Below are 20246 nucleotides of genomic sequence, written 5' to 3'. Positions count from 1 at the left end.
GCCCCGAAGTACCACGAACAGGAACAACAGGAGTGACCCGTGGACCTTTCTCGTAGAGGCTTCCTCCAGGCTGCCGTGTTCACCGCGGCGGCCTCCGGACTGACCGTCGCCTGTGGCGGCGGCTCGGATTCCGGCGGCACCAAGAACGGCAAGAACCTCACCCTGTGGTACTGGGGCGGCGCCCTCAGCGACAAGGTGGTCGCCGAGGCCAAGACGCACTTCAAGAGCCAGATCAAGCTGACCAGTTCCTCCATCGGCGGCGACTTCAAGCAGAAGCTGACCACCACCCTCGCGGCCGGCGGCTCCTCCGTGCCGGACATCACCGGGATCAAGGGCGAGGACATCGCCTCCTTCCTGCCCAACGCCGACCGCTTCCTCGACCTGAACGACCTGGGCTTCAAGAAGATCTCCTCGCAGTACCTGGAGTGGAAGACCAAGCTCGCCCAGACCGAGGACGGCAAGCAGGTCGGCTTCCCGATCGACATCGGCCCCACCGCGCTCTTCTACCGCGCGGACCAGTTCGAGAAGGCGGGGCTGCCCTCCGACCCGGCGAAGGTCGCCGCAGAGGCGAAGACCTGGGACGACTACTTCGCGCTCGGCACCGAGCTGAAGAAGGCGCTGCCCGGCACCTTCCTCATCAACAACATGGGATCGGTGTTCAGCATCGCGGTCGGCCAGGGCACCAAGCGGTTCATCGACCAGGACAACCACTTCATCGGCGACCAGGACCACATCCGCGCCGCGTGGGACCACGCGGTCCGCGCCTACACGCTCGGCATCGACGCCAAGATCAACGACCAGAGCTGGAACGCGGCCGTCGGCAAGAGCCTGACCACCGAGGTCGGCGCCGCCTGGCACGCACTGGACATCGAGTCGGCCGCACCGAACACCAAGGGCAAGTGGCGGGTCACCGCGACCCCGGGCGGACCGGCCAACCAGGGCGGCTCCTACCTGACGCTGCCCAAGCAGTGCCGCAACCCCGAAGAGGCGTTCAAGATCATCAGCTGGATCCTCAGCCCGGAGAACAACGCCAAGAGCTTCACCGACGCCGCGATCTTCCCCGCCTCCCCGGAGACGTACGCGATGCCGGCCATGACGGGCCCCGACGCCTTCTTCGGCGGGCAGAAGATCATCGAGGTCTTCGGCCCGGCCGCCGAGGCGATCCCGGTCAGCTACGAGGCGCCCGCCGACTCCGCCGTGATGGCCCCCTTCATGGCCGAGCTGACCAGCATCGAGGCCAAGGGCAAGAAGCCCGACGACGCCTGGAAGGACGCGGTCTCGCAGGCCAAGCAGATCGCCAGGCGACAGGGGGTGAACTGAGGTGTCATCACCTCCGGTCACCGGCTCCGCCACGGTGCACAAGCACCGTGGCGGGCCGGGCCCGGCCCGCTTCCGCCCGCGGCGCACCCCGCCCGCGGGCGCCGTGCGGCCCACACGTCGCGGGGTGCTGTCGTACTGGCGGCAGTACCTGGCGATCTCGCCCTTCTATCTGGTCTTCCTCGTCTTCTCGTTCGTCCCCGTCTTCTACTCGCTGTATCTGGCGTTCCAGCGCTACGACGGCCTGGGCACCAAGCAGTTCGTGGGCCTCCAGCAGTTCGAGTTCCTCTGGAGCGACCCGGTCTTCTGGCTGTCGATCCGCAACACCCTGGTCATCTGGGTGCTGTCGACCGTGCCCACCCTCTTCGGCGCCCTGGTCCTCGCGACGCTGCTGCACTCGGTGCGCCGCTTCAAGGGCTTCTACCGCATCGCCCTCTACGTCCCGAACGTGACGTCGATCGTCGCCGTCGCGATCTTCTTCGGCGCGGTGTTCAGCAACGACTTCGGTCTGGTCAACGCGATCCTGGGCACGGTCGGCATCTCACCCGTGCCGTGGCTGAGCGATCCATGGCTGATCAAGGTGGTCATCGCGCTGCTGATGACCTGGATGTGGACCGGCTACAACATGATCATCTATCTGGCCGGCCTCCAGGCCATCCCGCAGTCGGTCTACGAGGCGGCCAAGATGGACGGCGCCGGACCGATCCGCACGTTCTTCCAGATCACCATTCCGATCATGCGGCCGATCATCCTGTTCACCGTCGTCATCTCGACCATCAACGGTCTGCAGAGCTTCAGCGAACCCCAGGTCCTCTTCGCCAGCAACGCCGCCAACCAGAACCTCGGCGGTCCCGGACAGGCGGGCCTGACCACACTGCTGTACTTCTACCAGTCGGCCTTCCTCGACAACGACTACGGCTACGGCGCGGCCATCGTCTGGGCCTTCTTCGTACTGATCATCGTGCTCGTCGTCATCAACTGGCGGATCGTGCAACGAGGGAGGAAGTCATGACGACCGCCACCACGCCGCGACCGGCCACGGCCGCGAAGCCGGACCCGGGCGCCGAGCGGCGGCGCCGCCCCAAGGGCCTGACCCCGCACGTCTTCCTGATCCTGGCCGTCGTGATCTCCGTCTTCCCGTTCGTGTGGACGATCGTGATGGCGACCAACACGACCCGGGACATCTACAAGAGCCCGCCGAAGCTGACCTTCGGCTCGCATCTGCTGGAGAACATCCGGGGTGTGCTGAACACGGTCGACTTCTTCGGGTCGATGCTCAACACGGTCGTCATCGCGACCGTGACCACGGTCCTGGTGCTCTTCGTCGACTCCCTGGCGGCCTTCGCCTTCGCCAAGTTCGAGTTCCCCGGGCGCAAGCTGCTCTTCGGCCTGCTGCTGGTGTTCATGATGCTGCCGCTGCAGCTGGCCGTCCTGCCGCAGTTCATCCTGATGTCCGAGCTCGGCTGGGTCGGCATGCTCAAGGCCCTGGTGTGGCCCGCGCTGTCCAACGCCTTCGGCATCTTCTGGCTGCGCCAGTACATCGAGAACGGGGTGCCCGACGAACTGCTGGACGCGGCCCGGATCGACGGCGCCGGGTTCTTCCGCCAGTACTGGAACGTCGCGCTGCCGATGATCAGACCCGCGATGTCCTTCCTCGCCATCTACGCCTTCGTCGGCGCCTGGAACGACTACGTCTGGCCTCTCATCGTGCTCACCAACCCCGACCACGTCACGCTCCAGGTGGAGCTGGCCCAGCTCAACGTCGGTCACAACACCGACTACAGCATGGTCATGGCCGGTGTGCTCATGGCCTCCCTCCCCCTGGTGATCGTCTTCGCGGTCTTCGCGCGCGGCTTCATCGCGGGGGCCACCGAGGGCGCGGTCCAGGGCAGTTGAACCGCTCCCGGGAGAGGTGCGCGAGCGTGGGCGTGGGTGAGGACGTGGGTGAGGGAAAGCTCCCGGAGCACGGCAAGGTGCTCGTGGTGGGGATGGACGGGCTGCGTTTCGACGTCCTGACCCGGACACCGGCGGCGGCCCCGGTACTGCACAGGCTGCTCGCCTCGGGCGCGTACGGCAGCAGTCTGCTGCCGTACGGCGAGGCGGACGGCCAGGCCGAGGGCGGGCCGTCCACCTCCATGGCCTACACCGACTCCGGGCCCGGCTGGTCGAGCGTGCTGACCGGGGTGTGGCCCGACCGGCACGGGGTGACCGGAAACGACTTCACCGGCGCCGACTACGCCCGGCACCCCGACTTCCTCAGCCGGGCCGCCGCCGCGCGGCCCGGTCTGCGTACGGCGGCCGCGGTGTCCTGGCCGGAACTGGTGCTGCGCGGCACCCTCGGCCCCGGCGTCGGCACCCGTGTGTGGTTCGACGGCGAGTCCGACGGTTACGAGGGCGCGGACCACCTGGTCGCCCGTACCGCCGTGCGCTGGCTCACCGAGGGCGACCCGGACGTGCTGTTCGTCTACTTCGGCGCCACCGACGAGGCCGGCCACACCACGGGCCCGCTCAGTCCGGCGTACGACCGGGCCCTCCTCGCCCAGGACGCCCACCTCGGACGACTGCTGGACGCGATCGCCACCCGGCGCTCGGACCCCGGCCGCGCGGACGAGCACTGGACGGTCCTGGTCACCACGGACCACGGCCACCTCGACACCGGCGGCCACGGCGGCGACACCCACGCCGAGCGGGAGGTCTTCGTGGTCCTGGCCGAGCCGGGGGCGGGATCAAGGGGAGGGCGGGGGGTGGTCGACGAGTCCGGAACGGACGAGGGGCCCGGACCGAGGGCCGACGCGGACGGCTCGTCGGGCTCGGACGGCACGAACGGCGCGAGTGGCGGGCCTTGCGTGGCTGGCACGACTGGCACGACCGGCGTGGTCGGCACGCCCAGCACGTTCGACACAGCCGGCGTCACCAGCACAACCAGCGCCACCGGCCCGCTCGACACTTCTCGCAAGCCCGGCCTGCCCGGCCCACTCGACACCCCCGGCCTGCCCGGCCTGCCCGGCGTCGGCAGTTCGTCCGGCGCCGCGAGGGCTGTCGGCACCCCCGGCACCACCCCGCTCGACTCCCCCGCGCTCGTCGACATCGCGCCCACCGTCCTGGACCGGCTCGGCATCCCTGTGGACCCCGCATGGGGTCTGGTGGGCCGGGCGCTGCCCCGGCCGGTCCTGTCCCCCGTCCCACCACTCTCTTCGGAACGGTCATGACCGACGCACTCTTCGTCCTGCGCCCCTGGCAGTCCCCCGAGGTGACGTCCTGGCGACGGCTGCCCATGAACGCCGTGGACCGGCGCGAGCGGGCTGTCCCGCTCGACGGCCGGTGGCGGTTCCAGTTGCTGTCGTCGCCCGAGCGGGAGCCGGGGCCCGGCTGGTCATGGGCCGAACTCCCCGGCTCCTGGGCCCTCGACGCGGCGGAGGACCCGCCGCAGTACACCAATGTGCGGATGCCGTGGGCCCAGTTCCCGCCGGACTCGCCGCCCGGGAATCCGACCGGGGTGTACGAGCGGGACGTCGACATTCCCGCCGACTGGGCCGGGCGCCGGATCGTCCTGCAGGTCGGCGCCGCCGAGAGCGTGCTGCTCGTCCATGTGGACGGGCGGCCGGCCGGTGTCTCCAAGGACTCCCATCTGGCCGCCGAGTTCGACCTCTCCGATCTGGTCCGCCCCGGTCACCCGGCCACCGTGCGGCTCACGGTGGTGAAGTGGTCCGACGCCTCGCACATCGAGGACCAGGACCAGTGGTGGCTGGGCGGCGTCACCCGCCCGGTGCTGCTGTACGCCACCGATCCGCTGTATCTGGCGGACGTGACCGTACGGGCCCGGTGCGACGGGGAACTGCGGGTGGACTGCCAGGTGCGCGCGGCGGCGGGCACGGCGACGGGCGCGCTGCCCGCCGGGTGGTACGTCGGCGGGGAGCTGGCCGGCCCGGGGCTCAGCGGACTGGAGCTGGCCCAGGACCGGGAGTTCGACCGGTTCAACGCGGAGGACGAGCGGGTCTCCGACTTCCTCGGCGAGGCCCGGATGGGCACGGTCGTCCCGGACGTACGGACCTGGAACGCCGAGACCCCCGAGCTGTACGACCTCACCGTCCGTCTGCACCGCGCCGACGGCACGGTCGCCGACACCTCGCACCACCGCATCGGCTTCCGGGATGTGGCGATCCGGGGCCGGGATCTGCTGGTCAACGGGGAGCGCGTCTACATCCGGGGCGTCAACCGGCACGACTTCCATCCGATGACCGGGCGGACCGTGTCGTACGAGGACATGCGCGCGGACCTGCTGACGCTGAAGCGGTTCGGCTTCAACGCGGTCCGCACCTCCCACTACCCGGGCGACCCGGCCCTGTACGACCTCACGGACGAACTCGGCCTCTATGTCGTGGACGAGGCGGACATCGAGTCGCACGACCACGCGCACGAGATCGCCGACGACCCGCGCTATCTGAACGCGTTCGTGGACCGGGTCTCGCGGATGGTCCTGCGGGACAAGAACCATCCGTCGGTGATCGTCTGGTCGCTGGGCAACGAGTCCGACTACGGCGCGAACCACGACGCGGCGGCGGGCTGGCTGCGCCGCCACGACCCGACCCGGCCGGTGCAGTACGAGGGCGCGGCGAAGCGGGACTGGGCGGCCACGGACGACGCCTCCGACATCGCCTGCCCGATGTACGCGCCGATCGAGGACTGTGTGGCGCACGCGCTGTCGGGCGAGCAGACCCGGCCGCTGATCCAGTGCGAGTACTCGCACGCCATGGGCAACAGCAACGGCACCCTCGCCGACATGTGGGCCGCCATCGAGGCAACCCCTGGTCTTCAGGGCGGGTTCATCTGGGAGTTCTGGGACCACGGCATCCTCCAGCGTGTGAACGACGGACGACCGGCCGGGCGTGGGGGCGCCGGGCTGTACGAGAACGGAGTCGCCGGTCCCGGTCTGCGCTGGGCCTACGGCGGCGACTTCGGCGAGACGATCCACGACGGCGCCTTCATCGCCGACGGGGTCGTCTTCCCCGACCGCACGCCCAAGCCGGTGATGTTCGAGCACCGGGAGATCGCCGCCCCGGTACGGCTGTCCGTGGAGGGCGAGGGCGCCTGGCGGGTGCTGCGGGTGCACAACCGGCAGCACTTCCGCGACCTTTCGTGGCTGGCCGCCGAGTGGGAGTTCGCGGCGGCCGACGGCGGTTCCTGGACGCTTCCGGCCCAGCTGCCGGACGTACCGCCCGGCGGCTCGGCGGTGATCGACCGGCCCGAGGTGCCGGGCGGGGCGGGCGAGGTCTGGCTGACGCTGCGGGTCACGACGGCCGCCGACGAGCCCTGGGCGCCGCGCGGCACCGAGGTCTGCCTCCCGCAGGTGCCGTGGTACGCGGCGGAGGAGGGCGAGCCGGTGGTGGGCGCCGAGGAGGATCTCGGCCACATCCCGCCGCCGGAGACGGACGCGGACGGGCTGCTGCTGCATCCGCTGCTCGCCTCCCCGCCGGGCTTGAGCCTGTGGCGGGCCCCGACCGACAACGACGTTCTCGGCGGGATGGCCGAGCGCTGGCGCGGCCTGGGCCTGGACCGCGCGGTGCGTGAGCCGGTGGCCGTGGAGCGCAAGGGGTCGACCGTACGGGTCAGGTCCCGGTGGGCGACCGGCGCCGGGGTCGTCGAGCACGAGCAGGCGTTCACGGCGCTGGTGGACGGCCGGGTGCTCGTCGAGGAGACCGCGATCCTGCCCGAGGAGCTGACGGACGTGGCCCGCGTCGGCACGGTGTTCGAGACCGCCGCCGGCCTCGACCGTCTCGCCTGGTACGGGCAGGGCCCCTGGGAGAGCTACCCGGACCGTGCGGCCGGGGCACCCGTCGGACACCACGCGGCCCCCGTGGACGAGCTGTTCACCCCTTATCTGCGGCCCCAGGAGAGCGGAGGCCGGCACGGTGTACGGCACTTCACGCTCTCCGGGGACGGCCATGAGCTGTCGGTACGGCTGGACGGACCCCGCCAGGTCTCGGTCACCCGGCACCGCGCGGAGGACCTGGCCGCCGCCGCGCACCATGACGAACTGGTGCCCCGGCCGGGCTGCGTGGTCCACATCGACGCGGCGCACCGGGGGCTGGGCACCGCCTCGTGCGGACCCGACACCTCGGAGCCGTATCTCGTCCCCTCGGGGGTCCACCGCTGGTCGTGGACGCTGAGGGCCCTCTGATCCCACCCCCCTCCCTCCCCCTTCTCCCCTTCACTCACGGACCTTCCTACGGAGCACATGTGTGTACTTCGCATGAGCACGACCAAGGCGGGGCGGCCCCGCAGGCCGGCGCCGGCCGACGCAACTTCCTGCGGGCGACCGCGCTGATGGGTGCGGCGGCGGCCGTGCTCCCGGCGGCCGGTGCCGCGCAGGCCGCCGCCGGGGCGCCCGTCGCCGCCGCGTCCGCCGACCGATGGCGGCCGGACCAGGACAGCCGCCGGTTCACGCTCGCCGTCATGCCCGACACCCAGTACCTCTTCGACGGGCCGAGCATCGACAAGGAGCCCGTCGAGGCGTCGCTGCGCTATCTGCTGGAGCACGGGCGGGAGGAGAACATCGTCTTCCTCTCCCACCTGGGCGACCTCACCCAGAACGGCGCGAAGGAGGAGTGCGCGGCGATCGGCGAGGCCTTCCGGCTCCTCGACCGCAAGGGCGTCGGCTACAGCGTCCTCGCGGGCAACCACGACGTGCGTTCCTCCACCGACGACCAGCGGGGCCCGACGCCCTACCTGGATGCCTTCGGGCCCTCCCGGTTCAAGGGGAAGCCGACGTTCGGGGGTGCCTCCCCGGACGGCTACAACTCCTTCCACCTGTTCGAGGCGGGCGGTCGGCAGTGGATGGTGCTGGCCCTGGACTGGCGGCTCTCCGCGAAGGGCTTCGCCTGGGCGAAGGACGTCCTGGCCCGGCACCCGAGAACACCCGTCGTCCTCACCACGCACGAACTGGTCGACGGGGACGACTCCCTCTCCTCGTACGGGCAGACGCTGTGGGACCAGCTGGTCAAGGACCACGACCAGATCTTCCTGACCCTCAACGGGCACTACTGGCCGGCGGGGCGCGCGACACGGAAGAACAGCGCTGACAACGATGTCGAACTGCATCTCACGAACTACCAGAACCGGTACTTCGGCGGTGCGGCGATGATCCGGCTCTACCGCTTCGACCTGGACCGGAACACCATCGACGTGGAGACGGTCTCCCCCTGGATCCTGGGCCGGGCCGCGAAGGGCCTCAACGAGCTGGAGCGGCAGGAGAGCGAACTCTCCGGCGACGCCGACCGGTTCACCGTCGAGATCGACTTCGAGAAGCGGTTCGCCGGTTTCGCGCCGGTGCCCGCGCGGGCGGCCCGCCCGGCGTCGAAGATGCTGATACCCGGCACGGTCGCCTACTGGCGGTTCGACGGGCAGGAGGACGGGGCGGCCGTCAGCGGCACGATCCGGGACCGCTCGGGGCGCGGCAACGACCTCGGCCTGGTCACGGTCGGCGGGGGCACGCTCACCTGGTCCGCCGACCACCACCCGGACCAGCCCGGCCACGGCAGCCTGGAGTTCCACGGCGGCAAGCCCCCGCTGAAGGGCGCGTATCTGCGGACGGTCGACGGGGCGCCGCTCAACTCGGCGACGTTCAAGGACGGTTACACGATCGAGGCGTTCTACCGGCTGCCCGCCGACTGGAACCCCACGAACCACGCCTGGGCCGGCATCCTCGGCCGGACCGGCACGGGCGGCGCGGCGGGCAGGACCGCCGACGACCCGGACGAGCCGCTGGCCACGCTGTCGCTGTCCAACGACCGGGAGCCGCAGTGGGCGGCGCGCCCGCTCAACCAGCAGGGCATCGCGACCAACTGGGGCCAGGAGACCCCTCTGGAGACGTGGTGGCACCTCGCGGTCGTCAACGACGGCAGGCACACCACGCTGTACGTCCAGGGCTGCCCGGTCGTACGCAACCCGAAGGCCACCGCAATCGGGCTGACCTCCGTCGGGCTGCCGTGGATCCTCGGCGGCTACGAGTACGCCGGGAAGATCGACCAGATCCTGCACGGGCGCCTCGGCGACGTCCGCGTCGTCGAACGGGCGCTGCCCGTCAAGTCGTTCATGAACCACTGAGACGCGAAGGAACCCACAGATCATGTCCGATGCGCACGAGCAGCAGCTGCCCGCCTGGGCCGACCCGTCCGTCTCCCCCGCCGACCTCGACCCGCAGGGTGTCTCCCGCCGTGGGCTCCTGCGCGGCGCGGGCCTGTTCGGCACCGCCTTCGCCCTGGGTGCCGCGGGCTCCTTCGCGGCGCCGGCCTCCGCCGCCTCCCGCCACTACGGCGGTGAGGACCCCCGGCTCGCCTACCTCGTCGGCGACCATCACATCCACACCGTCTACAGCCACGACGCCAAGTACACGTTCTCCCAACTGGCGGCGGCGGGCGCCGAGTACGGCCTCGACTGGATGGTGTTCACCGAGCACTCCAACTTCGGGCACGCCGACTTCGGCGCCGCGCTGGAGCACAAGGAGATCCTCAAGGCCCGCGCGGAGAACCCCCGGCAGCTGATCTTCCAGGGCCTGGAGTGGTACATCCCGGCCGCCGAGCACTGCACGGTCTTCACCACCCCCGGCCGCCACGAGGTCGACCTGCTCACCCGCTTCGAGAGCGCGTACGACGGCAAGCTGCTCAACTACACGGACGGTTCCGTGGGCGGCGCGGACACCGCGCGCAACGAGGCGCACGCCGTCAAGGCCATCAAGTGGCTGGCCCAGCAGCGGCGTTCGGGGTACGTCGACGACGTCCTGGTCCTCGCCAACCACCCGCTGCGCCTCGGTATCGACTCCCCGCACGAGATGCGCAACTGGCGCGACGCGGCCCCCGAGATCATGATCGGTATGGAGGGCGCGCCCGGCGCCCAGGGCGCGGCGATCCCCGGCTGGCGGGGCGCGACCTCGATGCGCGGCGAGTACGAGAACAAGCCGTCGGCCCAGTCCTGGCCCGGCTATCCGGCGGAGGCGTTCCTCACGTACGGCGGTTTCGACTGGGCGACGGCGACCGTGGGCGGCCTGTGGGACGCGATGCTGGCCGAGGGGAAGCTGTTCTCGATCACCACCAACTCGGACGCGCACCGGATCGTCTTCGACACCTGGAAGAACGGCGACTGGCCGGCCGGGCAGAACTTCGACAACACCGGCAAGCTGCCCGACCCGGTGAACACCGACACCCCGCAGCCCGGCAGCGACTTCTGGCCCGGCCAGTTCAGCCGCACCCATGTCGGCGTCACCCGGTACGGCTACCGCTCGGTGATGGCCGGGATGCGCGCGGGCCGGGTCTGGGTGGACCACGGCCATCTGCTGGACGGCCTCGACGTCCGGGTGAAGCGCGACCGCGACCACGGGCGCGGTGTCACCCTGGGCGGTCGCCTCCGGGTCCGCAAGGGCGAGAGGCTCACCCTGAACGTGACGGTGACGACCGCCTCCCGGGCCAACCCCCACGGAATCCTCCCGGAGTTGGCCCATGTCGACGTGATCCGGGGCGCGGTGCGCGGCCCGGTGACGGACCGGGACGCCTGGCAGGCCCCCGCGACCAAGGTCGTCCACACCAAGGACGTCGGCGGCCGCAAGGGCACGTACACGCTGCGCATCCCGGTCACGGCCGGGAACGAGTCCTTCTACCTCCGGCTGCGCGGCAGCGACGGCAAGCGGAACGGGACCGGCTACCGGGGCGCGTCCGTCGACCCGCACGGCCCGATCCCGCACGCGCCGGGCGACGGGGACCCGTGGGAGGACACCTGGTTCTACTCCAACCCGGTGTTCGTGGACGTGAGTTGAGCGCCGTACGCCGCTAGGCGCTAGGCGCTCGGACTCGGAGAAGGGCTGGGGCTGAACGCCCGGTCGCAGTGCGGCCAGTCGTGGAAGTCCCGGTCCTTGCTCCACAGTTGCTTCGCCGCGCGGATGTTCCACTTCGGGTCGAGCGCCTCGCGCGGTGTGCCGCCCAGCTCGCGCAGCCGGGCGTCGGATATCTGGAACAGGCCCCAGTTCCGGGTGCCGTTGGTGTTCGGGAGGATGTGCAGGGGGTCGAGGAAGGACTGGCAGTCGGCGATCGCCACCGCGCGGTCCGGGGCCTCGGTGAACACCTCGCGGATGCTCCGGCGCACCTTGTCGGGAGTCCAGGTGTCCATGCGCGCCTCGGAGTCGTACAGGGCCTTCTTGGTGGTGTCGCCGACGACGCCGTTGGGCGGTTCGATGCCGGCGATCACCTGGAAGGCGGTGACGCGGCGCAGGGTCTGCGGGCCGAAGTCGCCGTCCACGCCGATCTCCGCGCCCTTGGCGTGCAGCAGTTCCTGGACCTCGCGGACGCAGGTGTCGTGCTGGCCCATGGCGATCACCTCCCGGCAGGTGGCGGTGAAGAGGGGCCGGCCGTCCTTCGGCCGCGACGCGTCGGCCTTCTCGCCGCTGCCGCCCTCGCCGCCCTCGCTGCCCTCGGCGGATCCGAGCGACGGCAGGGTCCAGGCCATCCCGCCGAGGAAGAGCACGGCCAGCGCGGCGGCCACGGCGACGCGTGTCCGCCGGTGGTTCCGTCCGGCGGTGCCTGGGGTGTGCGCGGGCTCCGGCGGTCCGGGTGCGGGCTCCTGCGGCCCGTTCTCCGGCTCCGGCTCCGGCTGGGCGGCGTCCGCCTGCGGGCGGACGGCCTCCGGTTCCTCCTCCGCGGGCGGCTCCGCGGGCGCGGCGCCCGTGGGCTGCGGCCCCGCGTCCGTGGACCCGGACTCGGCGTCCGCGGCCTCCTGTTCCCGGGCGGCGTCCGCCACGGCCCACAGGCGGTGCAGCGTCCGCAGCTCCTCCGGGGTGGCTCCGCAGGCCACCGCGAGGCGGTGGACGGTGCCGTAGTCCTGCGGTATCGAACCGCCGAGGCAGTAGCGGTGCACGCTGGACCCGCTCGTCCCGGCCTTCGCGGCGAGCGCCGCGTAACTGAGCCCCGATCGTTCCTTGAGCGAGCGCAGACAGGCGGCGAACCGCTCGGATTCCGTGGACGCGGACGCGGACATGGGCGTCCCCCCTTTTTTCACTTGCTGCCGCGCAGAAGGCGGCACCGCGCGTGGGTCAGACGGCGGTGTGTGTACGGAGATGAGAGGGCGCCCCCTGGATCCCCCGATCCCGCGTCCTCGGGCCTGTCGTCACATTCCCGTCGTCGCCCGAAGGGCGGCCCCGCGGCGTCTGGTGCGTGCTCTCGGCGTGCCGGGCGAGAGCCCTCGTACTGGATGTACTTGGGCTTTCGCACGGTGCGGCGAGAGCACGTGCCAGGCGCCGCGGGGCAGACGGGAATGTGACGACAGGCCCGAGCACACTGTGCCAGAAATAGTCGGCCGGAAACCCCGTCAACTCCAGCCACTTCCATAACGGATTGCTGACGACCGTCGCCGATGCGGCCGGAGCGCATGGCTGTGGGGCGGAACACCTCGTCAGGTGTTCCGCCCCACAGTCATGCGCTCTCAGGCGTAGAACCGGGACAGGCTCTGCAGCACGGCGGCCGGCTTGGGCGCGCCCTCGATCTCGATGGTGCCGTCGACGGTGATCTGCACCCCGCCCGGCACGTCCTCCACCGACGCCAGCGTGCCGACCAGGCGGATCTTGGAGCCGACCTTGACCGGGGAGGGGAAACGGACCTTGTTCAGGCCGTAGTTGACCTTCGTGGACACGCCCTCGACATCCAGCAGCTCGGTGAAGAGCGGGATGAACAGCGACAGGGTCAGATAGCCGTGGGCGATCGGCGCGCCGAAGGGCCCGGCCGCCGCCTTCTCCGGGTCGGTGTGGATCCACTGGTGGTCCCCGGTCGCGTCGGCGAACGTGTCGATGCGCTCCTGGGTGACCTCGATCCACTCGCTGGCCCCGAGGTCGCTGCCGGCGAGCTTCTTCAGCTCGTCGATGCCGTTGACGGTGATGCTCATAGGACGTTCCTTAGCTTAGGAGTTGGTGCCGTAGCGCTTGCGCACCCGGGCCTTGAGGAGCTTCCCGGAGGCGGTGCGGGGCAGTTCGTCCGCGATCACCACCGACTTCGGGATCTTGTACTTGGCGAGCCGTCCGGCCAGCGAGGCGAGCACCTCGTCGGCGTCGAGGTCGCTGCCCTCCCGGGGTACGACCACGGCTCGCGGCACCTCGCCCCACTTGTCGTCGGGGATGCCGATGACCGCGCACTCGACGATGTCGGGGTGGGCGAGGAGCTGGTCCTCGATCTCGGCGGGGTAGATGTTCTCGCCCCCGGAGATGATCATGTCCTTGATGCGGTCGACGATGAAGACGTAGCCGTCCTCGTCGATCCGGGCGGCGTCCCCGCTGCGGAACCAGCCGTCGGCGAAGACCGCGGCCGTCTCCTCGGGCAGCCCCCAGTAGCCGGGCATGACATGGGGGCCGCGGACCACGACCTCGCCGGGCTCGTCGATGTCGACCGGGGTCATGTCCGGCCGGACGACCCGTACATCGCTGAAGAAGTGCGGTACGCCCGCCGAGCCGGCCTTGCTGACGGCGTGCTCGGCGTCGAGGAAGAGCGTGCCGGGGGCCGCCTCGGTCATGCCGTAGCCCTGGAGGAAGGTGAGCCCGCGTTCCTGGAATTTCGCGATGAGCGGGGTCGGCACCGGGGAGCCACCGCAGGAGAGCATCCTGAGCGACGACAGGTCGGCGTCGGCCCAGCGGGGGTGCCGGGCGATCTGGTCGAACATGGTCGGCACACCGAACATGAAGGTGATCCGGTGCCGTTCGATCAGGTCGTAGGTGTCCTCCGGGACGAAGGCCTCGACCAGGACGCAGGTGCCGCCCTTGAGGAGCACGGGCAGGGTGAGCATGTTCAGCCCGGCCGTGTGGAACAACGGGGCGGAGACCAGGGCGCGTTCGTCGGTGATGACGTCCTGGTCGACGAGCACGTTGACGGCGTTCCAGATGACGTTGCCGTGGGTGAGCATCGCGCCCTTGGGACGGCCGGTCGTCCCCGAGGTGTACATGATGATGCAGGTGTCGTCGGCGCCGACGGGCTGGTCGATCGGCTCGGTCTCGGCCCCCGCCAGCAGCGCCTCGTACTCCGCGCCGGTCTCCACGAACGTCCGCACATCGGTCCCGCCGCCCGGCAGTCCGGCGACGAGTCCGGTGAACCCGGAGCCGTACACCAGCGCCTTGGCCCCGGAGTCCGCCAGCTGGTAGGCGATCTCGGGGCCCGCGAGGCGGGTGTTGAGCGGGACGAAGACCGCGCCGAGGGTGCCGGCGGCGAACAGCGTCTCCAGGTACGAGGGGTGGTTGGGCCCCAGATAGGCGACGCGGTCGCCGCGGCGTACGCCGGAGGCGCGCAGGGCGTGGGCGAGGCGTGTGGTGCGCTCGTGCAGTTCCCCGTAGGTGAGACGTGTGTCGCCGTGGATCAGCGCGGTGCGCTGCGGGGTCTTGCGGGCCCGGCGGGCGGGCCACGACCCCAGTCCCTCATTGCGCATGTCTGTGCCCCTGTCCGTCCTTGCACATGGGGAGGTCCATCTGCGTCCTCTACGGTTTCGTCAGGCCGAGCAAACGGGCGGCGTTCTCCTTGAGGATCTTCGGCTTCACCTCGTCCTTGATCGACAGCTTCTCGAAGTCGGCGAGCCAGCGGTCGGGGGTGAGGACGGGGTAGTCGGAGCCGAAGAGCACCTTGTCCTTGAGCAGGGTGTTCGCGTACTGCACCAGCTGCGGCGGGAAGTACTTCGGCGACCAGCCGGAGAGGTCGATGTGGACGCCCGGCTTGTGCGTGGCGACCGCGAGGGCCTCGTCCTGCCAGGGGAAGGACGGGTGCGCCAGGATGATCTTGAGGTGCGGGAAGTCGGCGGCCACGTCGTCCACGTGCAGCGGGTTGGAGTACTTCAGCCGGATGCCACCGCCGCCGGGGACGCCGGCGCCGATGCCGGTCTGGCCGGTGTGGAAGAGGGCGATGGTGCCCGTCTCCTCGATGACCTCGTACAGGGCGTACGCCACCGCGCGGTCGTTGGGGAAGAACCCCTGGACGCTGGGGTGGAACTTGAAGCCCTTGACCCCGTACTCCTCGACCAGCCGCCGGGCCTGCTTGACGCCGGCCTTGCCGCGGAAGGGGTCGATGGAGGCGAAGGGGATCAGCACGTCCGCGTTGGCGGCGGCCGCCTCGGCGACCTCCTCGTTGGGGACGGGCTCGGTGCCGGTCGCGGACTGGGCGTCCACCGTGAAGATCACGGCGGCCATCTTCCGCTCGCGGTAGTAGGCGGCCGTCTCCTCCAGGGTGGGCTTGCGCTTGCCCTCGACCTTGAAATACGCGGAGGAGGCGTCGTGCAGTTCGTCGTCCAGGGAGGAGTTGCCCTGCTTCGAGGACACCTCCGCGTGCGTGTGGACGTCGATCGCGACGAGTTCCTCGACGTTCATGGCCTGGCTCATCACGCCTCCGGGATCTTCGGGGCGGGGATGCCCACGGTCTGCGGCTCGGCGCCCAGCGAGGTCGGCCAGACGTCGGCGAGGGCCTCGGGGGTCCAGCCGCCGTTCGCGTACGCCGTCTTGATCTCCTGCGGATGCGACCAGAGTGCCACCTTGTCGCCGCCGATGCCGATGGCCTGGCCGGTGACCCCGCGCGCCGCCTCGGAGGCGAGGAAGGGGACGAGGGCCGCGCAGTCCTCGGGCGTGCCGAAGCCCTCGCCCTTGCGCAGGAAGTCCGGGAACGGCGTGCCCTCGCGCAGGGCCGCGACGTACGGGGCGAAGACCGGGATGGTCTCGGTCATCGCGGTGGCGGCGACCGGCACGATCGCGTTGACGGTGATGTTCGCGCGGCCCAGTTCCATCGCCCAGGTGCGGGCGAAGGCGGCGATGCCGGCCTTGGCGGCGGCGTAGTTCGTCTGGCCGAAGTTGCCGCGCTGTCCTGCCGGGGAGCCGACGAGGATCAGGGAGCCGCCCTCGCCCTGCTCGCGCATACGGATCGCGGCGGCACGGGCGCAGGTGAAGGTGCCCTTGAGGTGGGTGGTGATCACCGCGTCGAAGTCGTCGTCGGACATCTTCCACAGCACCTTGTCGCGGAGGATGCCCGCGTTGGTGACCAGGATGTCCAGCCGCCCGAACTCCTCCACCGCGCGGCCCACCAGCCGGTCCGCGGCCTCGGTCGTGCCGACCGGGACCACCTCGGCGACGGCCGTGCCGCCCGCCTCGGTGATGGACTTCACCGCCGCCTCGGCCACGGCCTCGTCGATGTCGTTGACGACGACGGAGGCGCCGGCGGCGGCGAGGGCCTGTGCGTAGGCGAGGCCCAGGCCACGGCCACTGCCCGTGACGACGGCGACCTTGCCGGTGAGATCGATGCTGGGCACGAGTGGATCCCTTCGAGTGGCGGTGCGGCCGCGAGGCCGGAGTGCGGCACCCCGATGTCGCGGTGCGGCTTCGAAATCGAAGTTAAGAGCAATAGTTGTTGACGTCAATAGTTGTTGTTCCCCGGGCGTTGCGTCATGCTGGGGCGGTACGTACGCGCCGCCCCGACCGGGGCGCAGGCCTGACCCCCGGGGCAGGCCCCGGACCAGGGAGCCCGCCATCGCCCGCCAGCAGACGCAGGACGCCGCCTCGATCGACGCGCACGAGCCGTGGATGCGCGGGCTGCACGCGGACACCGGCTATCTGCTGTACCGCCTGGGGCTGCGGTCCGGGCAGCTGTTCAACTCCTCCCTCCAGGAGTCGGGCCTCCGGCTGCGCCACTACGCGCTGCTGCGCTTCCTCGCCACCTCCCCGGGCGCGCTCCAGCGCGAGCTGAGCGCCACGCTCGGCTACGACCCGAGCGCGATCGTCGGCCTGGTGGACGACCTGGAGAAGCTGGGCTTCGCCGAGCGGCGGCCCTCCCCCGACGACCGCCGCAGCCGGATCATCGTGCTCACCGAGGACGGCCGGTCCTTCCTCCGCGACACCGACGAGGCCGGACAGCGGGTCTCCGACGAACTGGTGGAGCCTCTCGACGCCGCCGAGCGCGAGACCCTCCATGCGCTGCTGCAGAAGATCGCCGAGGCCGGACTGGGGTGACGCCGCCATGCCGATGACCACCGACGCGCTGCCGACGCCGGGGCCCGTGCCCGAGCAGACCGCGCCGGGGCACCTGCCCGGGCAGACCGCGCCGGGGAGCACGCCACCGGGCGCCGGGCGCTCCGCGCCCGACCGGTTGCTCGCCGTGCTGGCCGCCTTCGACCACGACCATCCGGCGCTCTCCCTCACCGACATCAGCCGCCGGGCGGGACTCACCCTCACCACGGCCCACCGGCTGGTGGGCGCGCTCACCGAGTGGGGTGCCCTGGAGCGGGACCCGTCCGGGATCTACCACGTCGGGCTGCGGCTGTGGGAGCTGGCGGCGCTGGCCCCGCGCGGCCTGGCCCTGCGGCAGATCGCGCTGCCGTACCTGGAGGACCTGTACGAGGCGACGCACGAGAACGTGCAGCTCGCGGTCCGCGACGGCGACGAGGTGGTCTACATCGAGTGGCTCTCCGGCCGCTCGGCCGTCGGTGTCCACATCCGGGTAGGCGCCCGCTGGCCCCTGCACGCCACGGGCGTCGGCCTGGCGCTCCTCGCGCACGGCGACCCGTCGTCCCAGGAGGTCTACTGCCAGGGGCCGTTGGCCTCCTTCACGCCGTACACCATCGCCGACGCGCCCCGGTTGCGGCGGGTGCTCGCCGAAGTCCGGCGCACGGGTGTGGCGGTGAGCAGCCGTCAGGTCACCGAGGACGCGCTCTCGGTGGCCGCGCCGGTCCGCGGGCCGGGCGGCGCCGTGGTGGCCGCCGTGTCGGTCGTGGTCCCCCAAGTGGGCGCCCAGGTACCGGTGTTGACGCCCGCGGTGCGGGTGGCGGCCCGTGGGATCTCCCGGGCCCTGGGGTGGCAGCCGGACGGGCCCCGGCGGGGGTCGCTGATCCCGGGGCGGGGCACGTCCGCCTCCTGACGGCCGGCTCGCACCCGCTCGTGGTCTATTTCCCGGCCGACGCCTGTGCCGTGTACGTCACCGCGGCGCCCGCGTGCGTGGCGGTGGCCCGGGCGGTGAGCCGGCCCTGATCGGCGTCGGCGGCCGGGGTGACCTCCCAGCGCGCGGTGAACCGGCCGCCGGAGCGGACCCGGTCCGCGGTGGCCGTGCCGAGGGTCCGGACCTGCCAGCCGCGGGGCGCGGTGAGGGCGAGGCGGGCGGCGGTCCAGGGGCGGGCGGAGCCGTTGGCGAGGCTCGCGGTGACGAGGAACGTCCCGCCCTGCCGCGTGACGTGGAGCGTGACGCCGTAGGGCTCACGCCGGTAGTCGTCCACCCAGGAGGACCGCATCAGCCCGACCAGCGCGTCGGCCTGGGCGGGCCGGGCCGCCGCCAGGTCGTTGCGCTCACCGGGGTCCCGGGCCAGGTCGTACAGCTCGACCTGCCACCGGTCGTCGGGCACCCTCCGGTCCTGGCCGGGGGCGAACCGCACCGCCTTGAGGTCACCGCGCCGCACCGCCTCGGCCAGCCGCCGGGCCCGGCCGCCGTCGACCCGGTCGGCGCGCGGGGTGACACCGCTGTGGTTGCGGTAGAAGTACAGCTGGTCGTGACGGGCGGCCTCGGCTCCGCCGGGGCGCAGCAGCGGGGCGGCGGAGAGCCCGTCGATGTCCGTCGGGGCGGGCGCGCCCGCGAGGTCGGCGAGGGTCGGCAGCAGATCGGTCAGCGGGGTCGGCCGGTCGGTGGTGCCGACGGGGACGCGCTGCGGGGACCAGGCGATGAGGGGGACACGGATGCCGCCCTCGTACAGATTGCGCTTGTAGCCGCGCAGCGGGCCGCTCGCGTCGAAGAGGTCGGGGTCGGTGCCGCCCTCCTCGTGCGGGCCGTTGTCGCTGGTGACGAGGACGACGGTGCGCCGGTCGATGCCGTGCGCCGTGAGCCGGTCGACGAGGGTGCCGACGAGCGTGTCCAGGCCGGTGACCTGGGCGGCGTGGGCCCTGTTCGGCCGGGTCCAGGGCTCGTCGGCGTACGCGCCCAGCTCCGGGGCGAGGCTCGGGGCGTGCGGCACGGTCGGGGCGAGGAACAGCAGGAACGGCTCGTCCTTGTGGGCGTCCACGAAGCCGAGCGCCCGGTCCTCGATGAGGTCGGGCGCGTAGACCGCACGGGCGCCGTCGCGGTTCTCGGGGATGTCGTGCTTCTCGGCGTTGTCCCAGAGATAGGTCGGGTAGTACTCGTGGGCGTGCTTGTGCGTGAGATAGCCGTAGAACTGCTCGAAACCACGGGAGTTGGGGTGGCTCGGCTGGTTCGGCCGCTCGGGGCCGAAGCCCCACTTGCCGATGAGCGCGGTGCGGTAGCCCAGGGCGCGCAGGGCCTCGGCGAAGGTGAAGTCCTGTTCGGTGAGCGCCCCTTGGCCGCCCGGACCCCAGGGGTTCTCGCGGACGGTGGCGTGGCCGCTGTGCAGGCCGGTGAGCAGGGAGCAGCGGGAGGGGGCGCAGACCGGGGCGGCGGCGTAGGCGTCCGTGAAACGCAGTCCCTCGGCGGCCAGGGCGTCCAGGCGGGGGGTGTCGATCAGCTTCTGGCCGTAGGAGCCGAGTTCCCCGTGGCCGAGGTCGTCGGCGAGGACGACCACGAAGTTGAGCCGGTTCGACGGGGTGCGGGCGGCGGGGACCACCGGCGCGGACGGCCGGCTCACCTGCGGGGCGGCGACCTCGCGGGGCCCGGCCCTGCGTCCCTCGTGCGCGACACAGCCGGCCGCCGCCCCGGTCGCGCCGACGGCGGCGGTCCCGGCGAGGAGACGGCGGCGGCTGGGCATGCGGACTCCTGGGTGATGATCGGCGGGCGGTCGTGATCCGATGGTGGCCGGAGCGCTCGGAGCGACACCATGCACAGGGCATGAACACCTTGTTGCGGCGCCCTGTCGCGACGCCTTGTCGCAGCGTCTTGTCGCGGCAGGTCGGCGGAGGCCGCGGTGATGTGCGGTGATTGCGGTGCGTCCCCCGCCCCTGGAGAGGAGGA

15 protein-coding genes are annotated in these 20246 nt (G+C 71.5%); 9 read left to right on the top strand and 6 right to left on the bottom strand.

Features of this window, described 5'->3' with window-relative positions; translation table 11 throughout:
- Positions 1-39: 39 nt before the first annotated feature.
- The 7 genes from J8M51_RS26245 to J8M51_RS26215 all read left to right on the top strand — a co-directional run bounded on the left by J8M51_RS26245 (position 40) and on the right by J8M51_RS26215 (position 11122).
- Positions 40-1320, top strand: coding sequence for an ABC transporter substrate-binding protein (locus tag J8M51_RS26245; protein WP_086762011.1), 1281 nt, complete (start codon positions 40-42; stop codon positions 1318-1320).
- Between the two features lie 124 nt (positions 1321-1444).
- Positions 1445-2329: a carbohydrate ABC transporter permease gene (locus J8M51_RS26240; protein ID WP_086762013.1), complete on the top strand. Its 885-nt coding sequence runs from the start codon at positions 1445-1447 to the stop codon at positions 2327-2329.
- On the top strand, positions 2326-3213 hold the full coding sequence (locus tag J8M51_RS26235; RefSeq protein ID WP_086762016.1) for a carbohydrate ABC transporter permease: 888 nt from the start codon (positions 2326-2328) through the stop codon (positions 3211-3213). The genes J8M51_RS26240 and J8M51_RS26235 overlap by 4 nt, the downstream gene beginning before the upstream one ends.
- 26 nt (positions 3214-3239) lie before the next feature.
- Entirely contained in the window at positions 3240-4526 is a 1287-nt protein-coding gene (locus J8M51_RS26230; RefSeq protein WP_267299522.1) for an alkaline phosphatase family protein, read from the top strand.
- On the top strand, positions 4523-7495 hold the full coding sequence (locus tag J8M51_RS26225; RefSeq protein WP_267299521.1) for a glycoside hydrolase family 2 TIM barrel-domain containing protein: 2973 nt from the start codon (positions 4523-4525) through the stop codon (positions 7493-7495). Before J8M51_RS26230 ends, J8M51_RS26225 begins: the two co-directional genes overlap by 4 nt.
- Before the next feature lie 59 nt (positions 7496-7554).
- Complete coding sequence (locus J8M51_RS26220) at positions 7555-9420, top strand: LamG-like jellyroll fold domain-containing protein (protein WP_086762736.1); 1866 nt, start codon at positions 7555-7557, stop codon at positions 9418-9420.
- Positions 9421-9442: 22 nt separating this feature from the next.
- Positions 9443-11122 carry a PHP domain-containing protein gene (locus J8M51_RS26215; RefSeq protein WP_216590770.1) on the top strand — a complete coding sequence of 560 codons (1680 nt, stop codon included), beginning with the start codon at positions 9443-9445 and terminating at the stop codon, positions 11120-11122.
- A gap of 20 nt (positions 11123-11142) precedes the next feature.
- On the opposite strand, the gene J8M51_RS26210 is transcribed toward J8M51_RS26215, so the two are convergent.
- The 5 genes from J8M51_RS26210 to J8M51_RS26190 form a co-directional block, all read right to left on the bottom strand.
- Positions 11143-12336, bottom strand: coding sequence for a helix-turn-helix domain-containing protein (locus J8M51_RS26210; protein WP_086755172.1), 1194 nt, complete (start codon positions 12334-12336; stop codon positions 11143-11145).
- A gap of 444 nt (positions 12337-12780) precedes the next feature.
- Positions 12781-13236 carry a MaoC family dehydratase gene (locus J8M51_RS26205; RefSeq protein ID WP_086755174.1) on the bottom strand — a complete coding sequence of 152 codons (456 nt, stop codon included), beginning with the start codon at positions 13234-13236 and terminating at the stop codon, positions 12781-12783.
- A gap of 15 nt (positions 13237-13251) precedes the next feature.
- Entirely contained in the window at positions 13252-14760 is a 1509-nt protein-coding gene (menE, locus tag J8M51_RS26200; protein ID WP_086755175.1) for an o-succinylbenzoate--CoA ligase, read from the bottom strand.
- Positions 14761-14809: 49 nt separating this feature from the next.
- On the bottom strand, positions 14810-15688 hold the full coding sequence (locus J8M51_RS26195; RefSeq protein ID WP_086755180.1) for an amidohydrolase family protein: 879 nt from the start codon (positions 15686-15688) through the stop codon (positions 14810-14812).
- 11 nt (positions 15689-15699) lie between these two features.
- A complete protein-coding gene (locus tag J8M51_RS26190) occupies positions 15700-16617 on the bottom strand; it encodes an SDR family NAD(P)-dependent oxidoreductase (protein ID WP_086755176.1) in 918 nt (305 codons plus the stop codon).
- 271 nt (positions 16618-16888) lie between these two features.
- On the opposite strand from J8M51_RS26190, the gene J8M51_RS26185 reads away from it, so the two are divergent.
- Together J8M51_RS26185 and J8M51_RS26180 are read left to right on the top strand one after the other, a co-directional pair.
- The gene (locus J8M51_RS26185) at positions 16889-17314 is read left to right on the top strand and encodes a MarR family winged helix-turn-helix transcriptional regulator (RefSeq protein ID WP_086755177.1); all 426 of its coding nucleotides are present in this window, start codon (positions 16889-16891) and stop codon (positions 17312-17314) included.
- Positions 17315-17321: 7 nt separating this feature from the next.
- Positions 17322-18218, top strand: coding sequence for an IclR family transcriptional regulator (locus tag J8M51_RS26180; protein ID WP_086755178.1), 897 nt, complete (start codon positions 17322-17324; stop codon positions 18216-18218).
- A 25-nt stretch (positions 18219-18243) separates the two neighbouring features.
- On the opposite strand, the gene J8M51_RS26175 is transcribed toward J8M51_RS26180, so the two are convergent.
- Positions 18244-20043: a sulfatase-like hydrolase/transferase gene (locus tag J8M51_RS26175; RefSeq protein ID WP_086755179.1), complete on the bottom strand. Its 1800-nt coding sequence runs from the start codon at positions 20041-20043 to the stop codon at positions 18244-18246.
- Positions 20044-20246 lie beyond the last annotated feature (203 nt).

The sequence above is a fragment of the Streptomyces griseiscabiei genome (genome assembly GCF_020010925.1).
Classification (GTDB): domain Bacteria; phylum Actinomycetota; class Actinomycetes; order Streptomycetales; family Streptomycetaceae; genus Streptomyces; species Streptomyces griseiscabiei.
This window is presented reverse-complemented; position numbering and strand designations above follow the sequence as displayed.

Excerpts from the sequence above, each read along its gene's own strand:
- J8M51_RS26235 (WP_086762016.1), top strand. The coding sequence starts at position 2,326 with ATGACGACCGCCACCACGCCGCGACCGGCCACGGCCGCGAAGCCGGAC.
- J8M51_RS26225 (WP_267299521.1), top strand. The coding sequence starts at position 4,523 with ATGACCGACGCACTCTTCGTCCTGCGCCCCTGGCAGTCCCCCGAGGTG.
- J8M51_RS26215 (WP_216590770.1), top strand. The coding sequence starts at position 9,443 with ATGTCCGATGCGCACGAGCAGCAGCTGCCCGCCTGGGCCGACCCGTCC.
- J8M51_RS26210 (WP_086755172.1), bottom strand. The coding sequence starts at position 12,336 with ATGTCCGCGTCCGCGTCCACGGAATCCGAGCGGTTCGCCGCCTGTCTG.
- J8M51_RS26205 (WP_086755174.1), bottom strand. The coding sequence starts at position 13,236 with ATGAGCATCACCGTCAACGGCATCGACGAGCTGAAGAAGCTCGCCGGC.
- menE (WP_086755175.1), bottom strand. The coding sequence starts at position 14,760 with ATGCGCAATGAGGGACTGGGGTCGTGGCCCGCCCGCCGGGCCCGCAAG.
- J8M51_RS26195 (WP_086755180.1), bottom strand. The coding sequence starts at position 15,688 with ATGAACGTCGAGGAACTCGTCGCGATCGACGTCCACACGCACGCGGAG.
- J8M51_RS26185 (WP_086755177.1), top strand. The coding sequence starts at position 16,889 with ATGCGCGGGCTGCACGCGGACACCGGCTATCTGCTGTACCGCCTGGGG.
- J8M51_RS26180 (WP_086755178.1), top strand. The coding sequence starts at position 17,322 with ATGCCGATGACCACCGACGCGCTGCCGACGCCGGGGCCCGTGCCCGAG.
- J8M51_RS26175 (WP_086755179.1), bottom strand. The coding sequence starts at position 20,043 with ATGCCCAGCCGCCGCCGTCTCCTCGCCGGGACCGCCGCCGTCGGCGCG.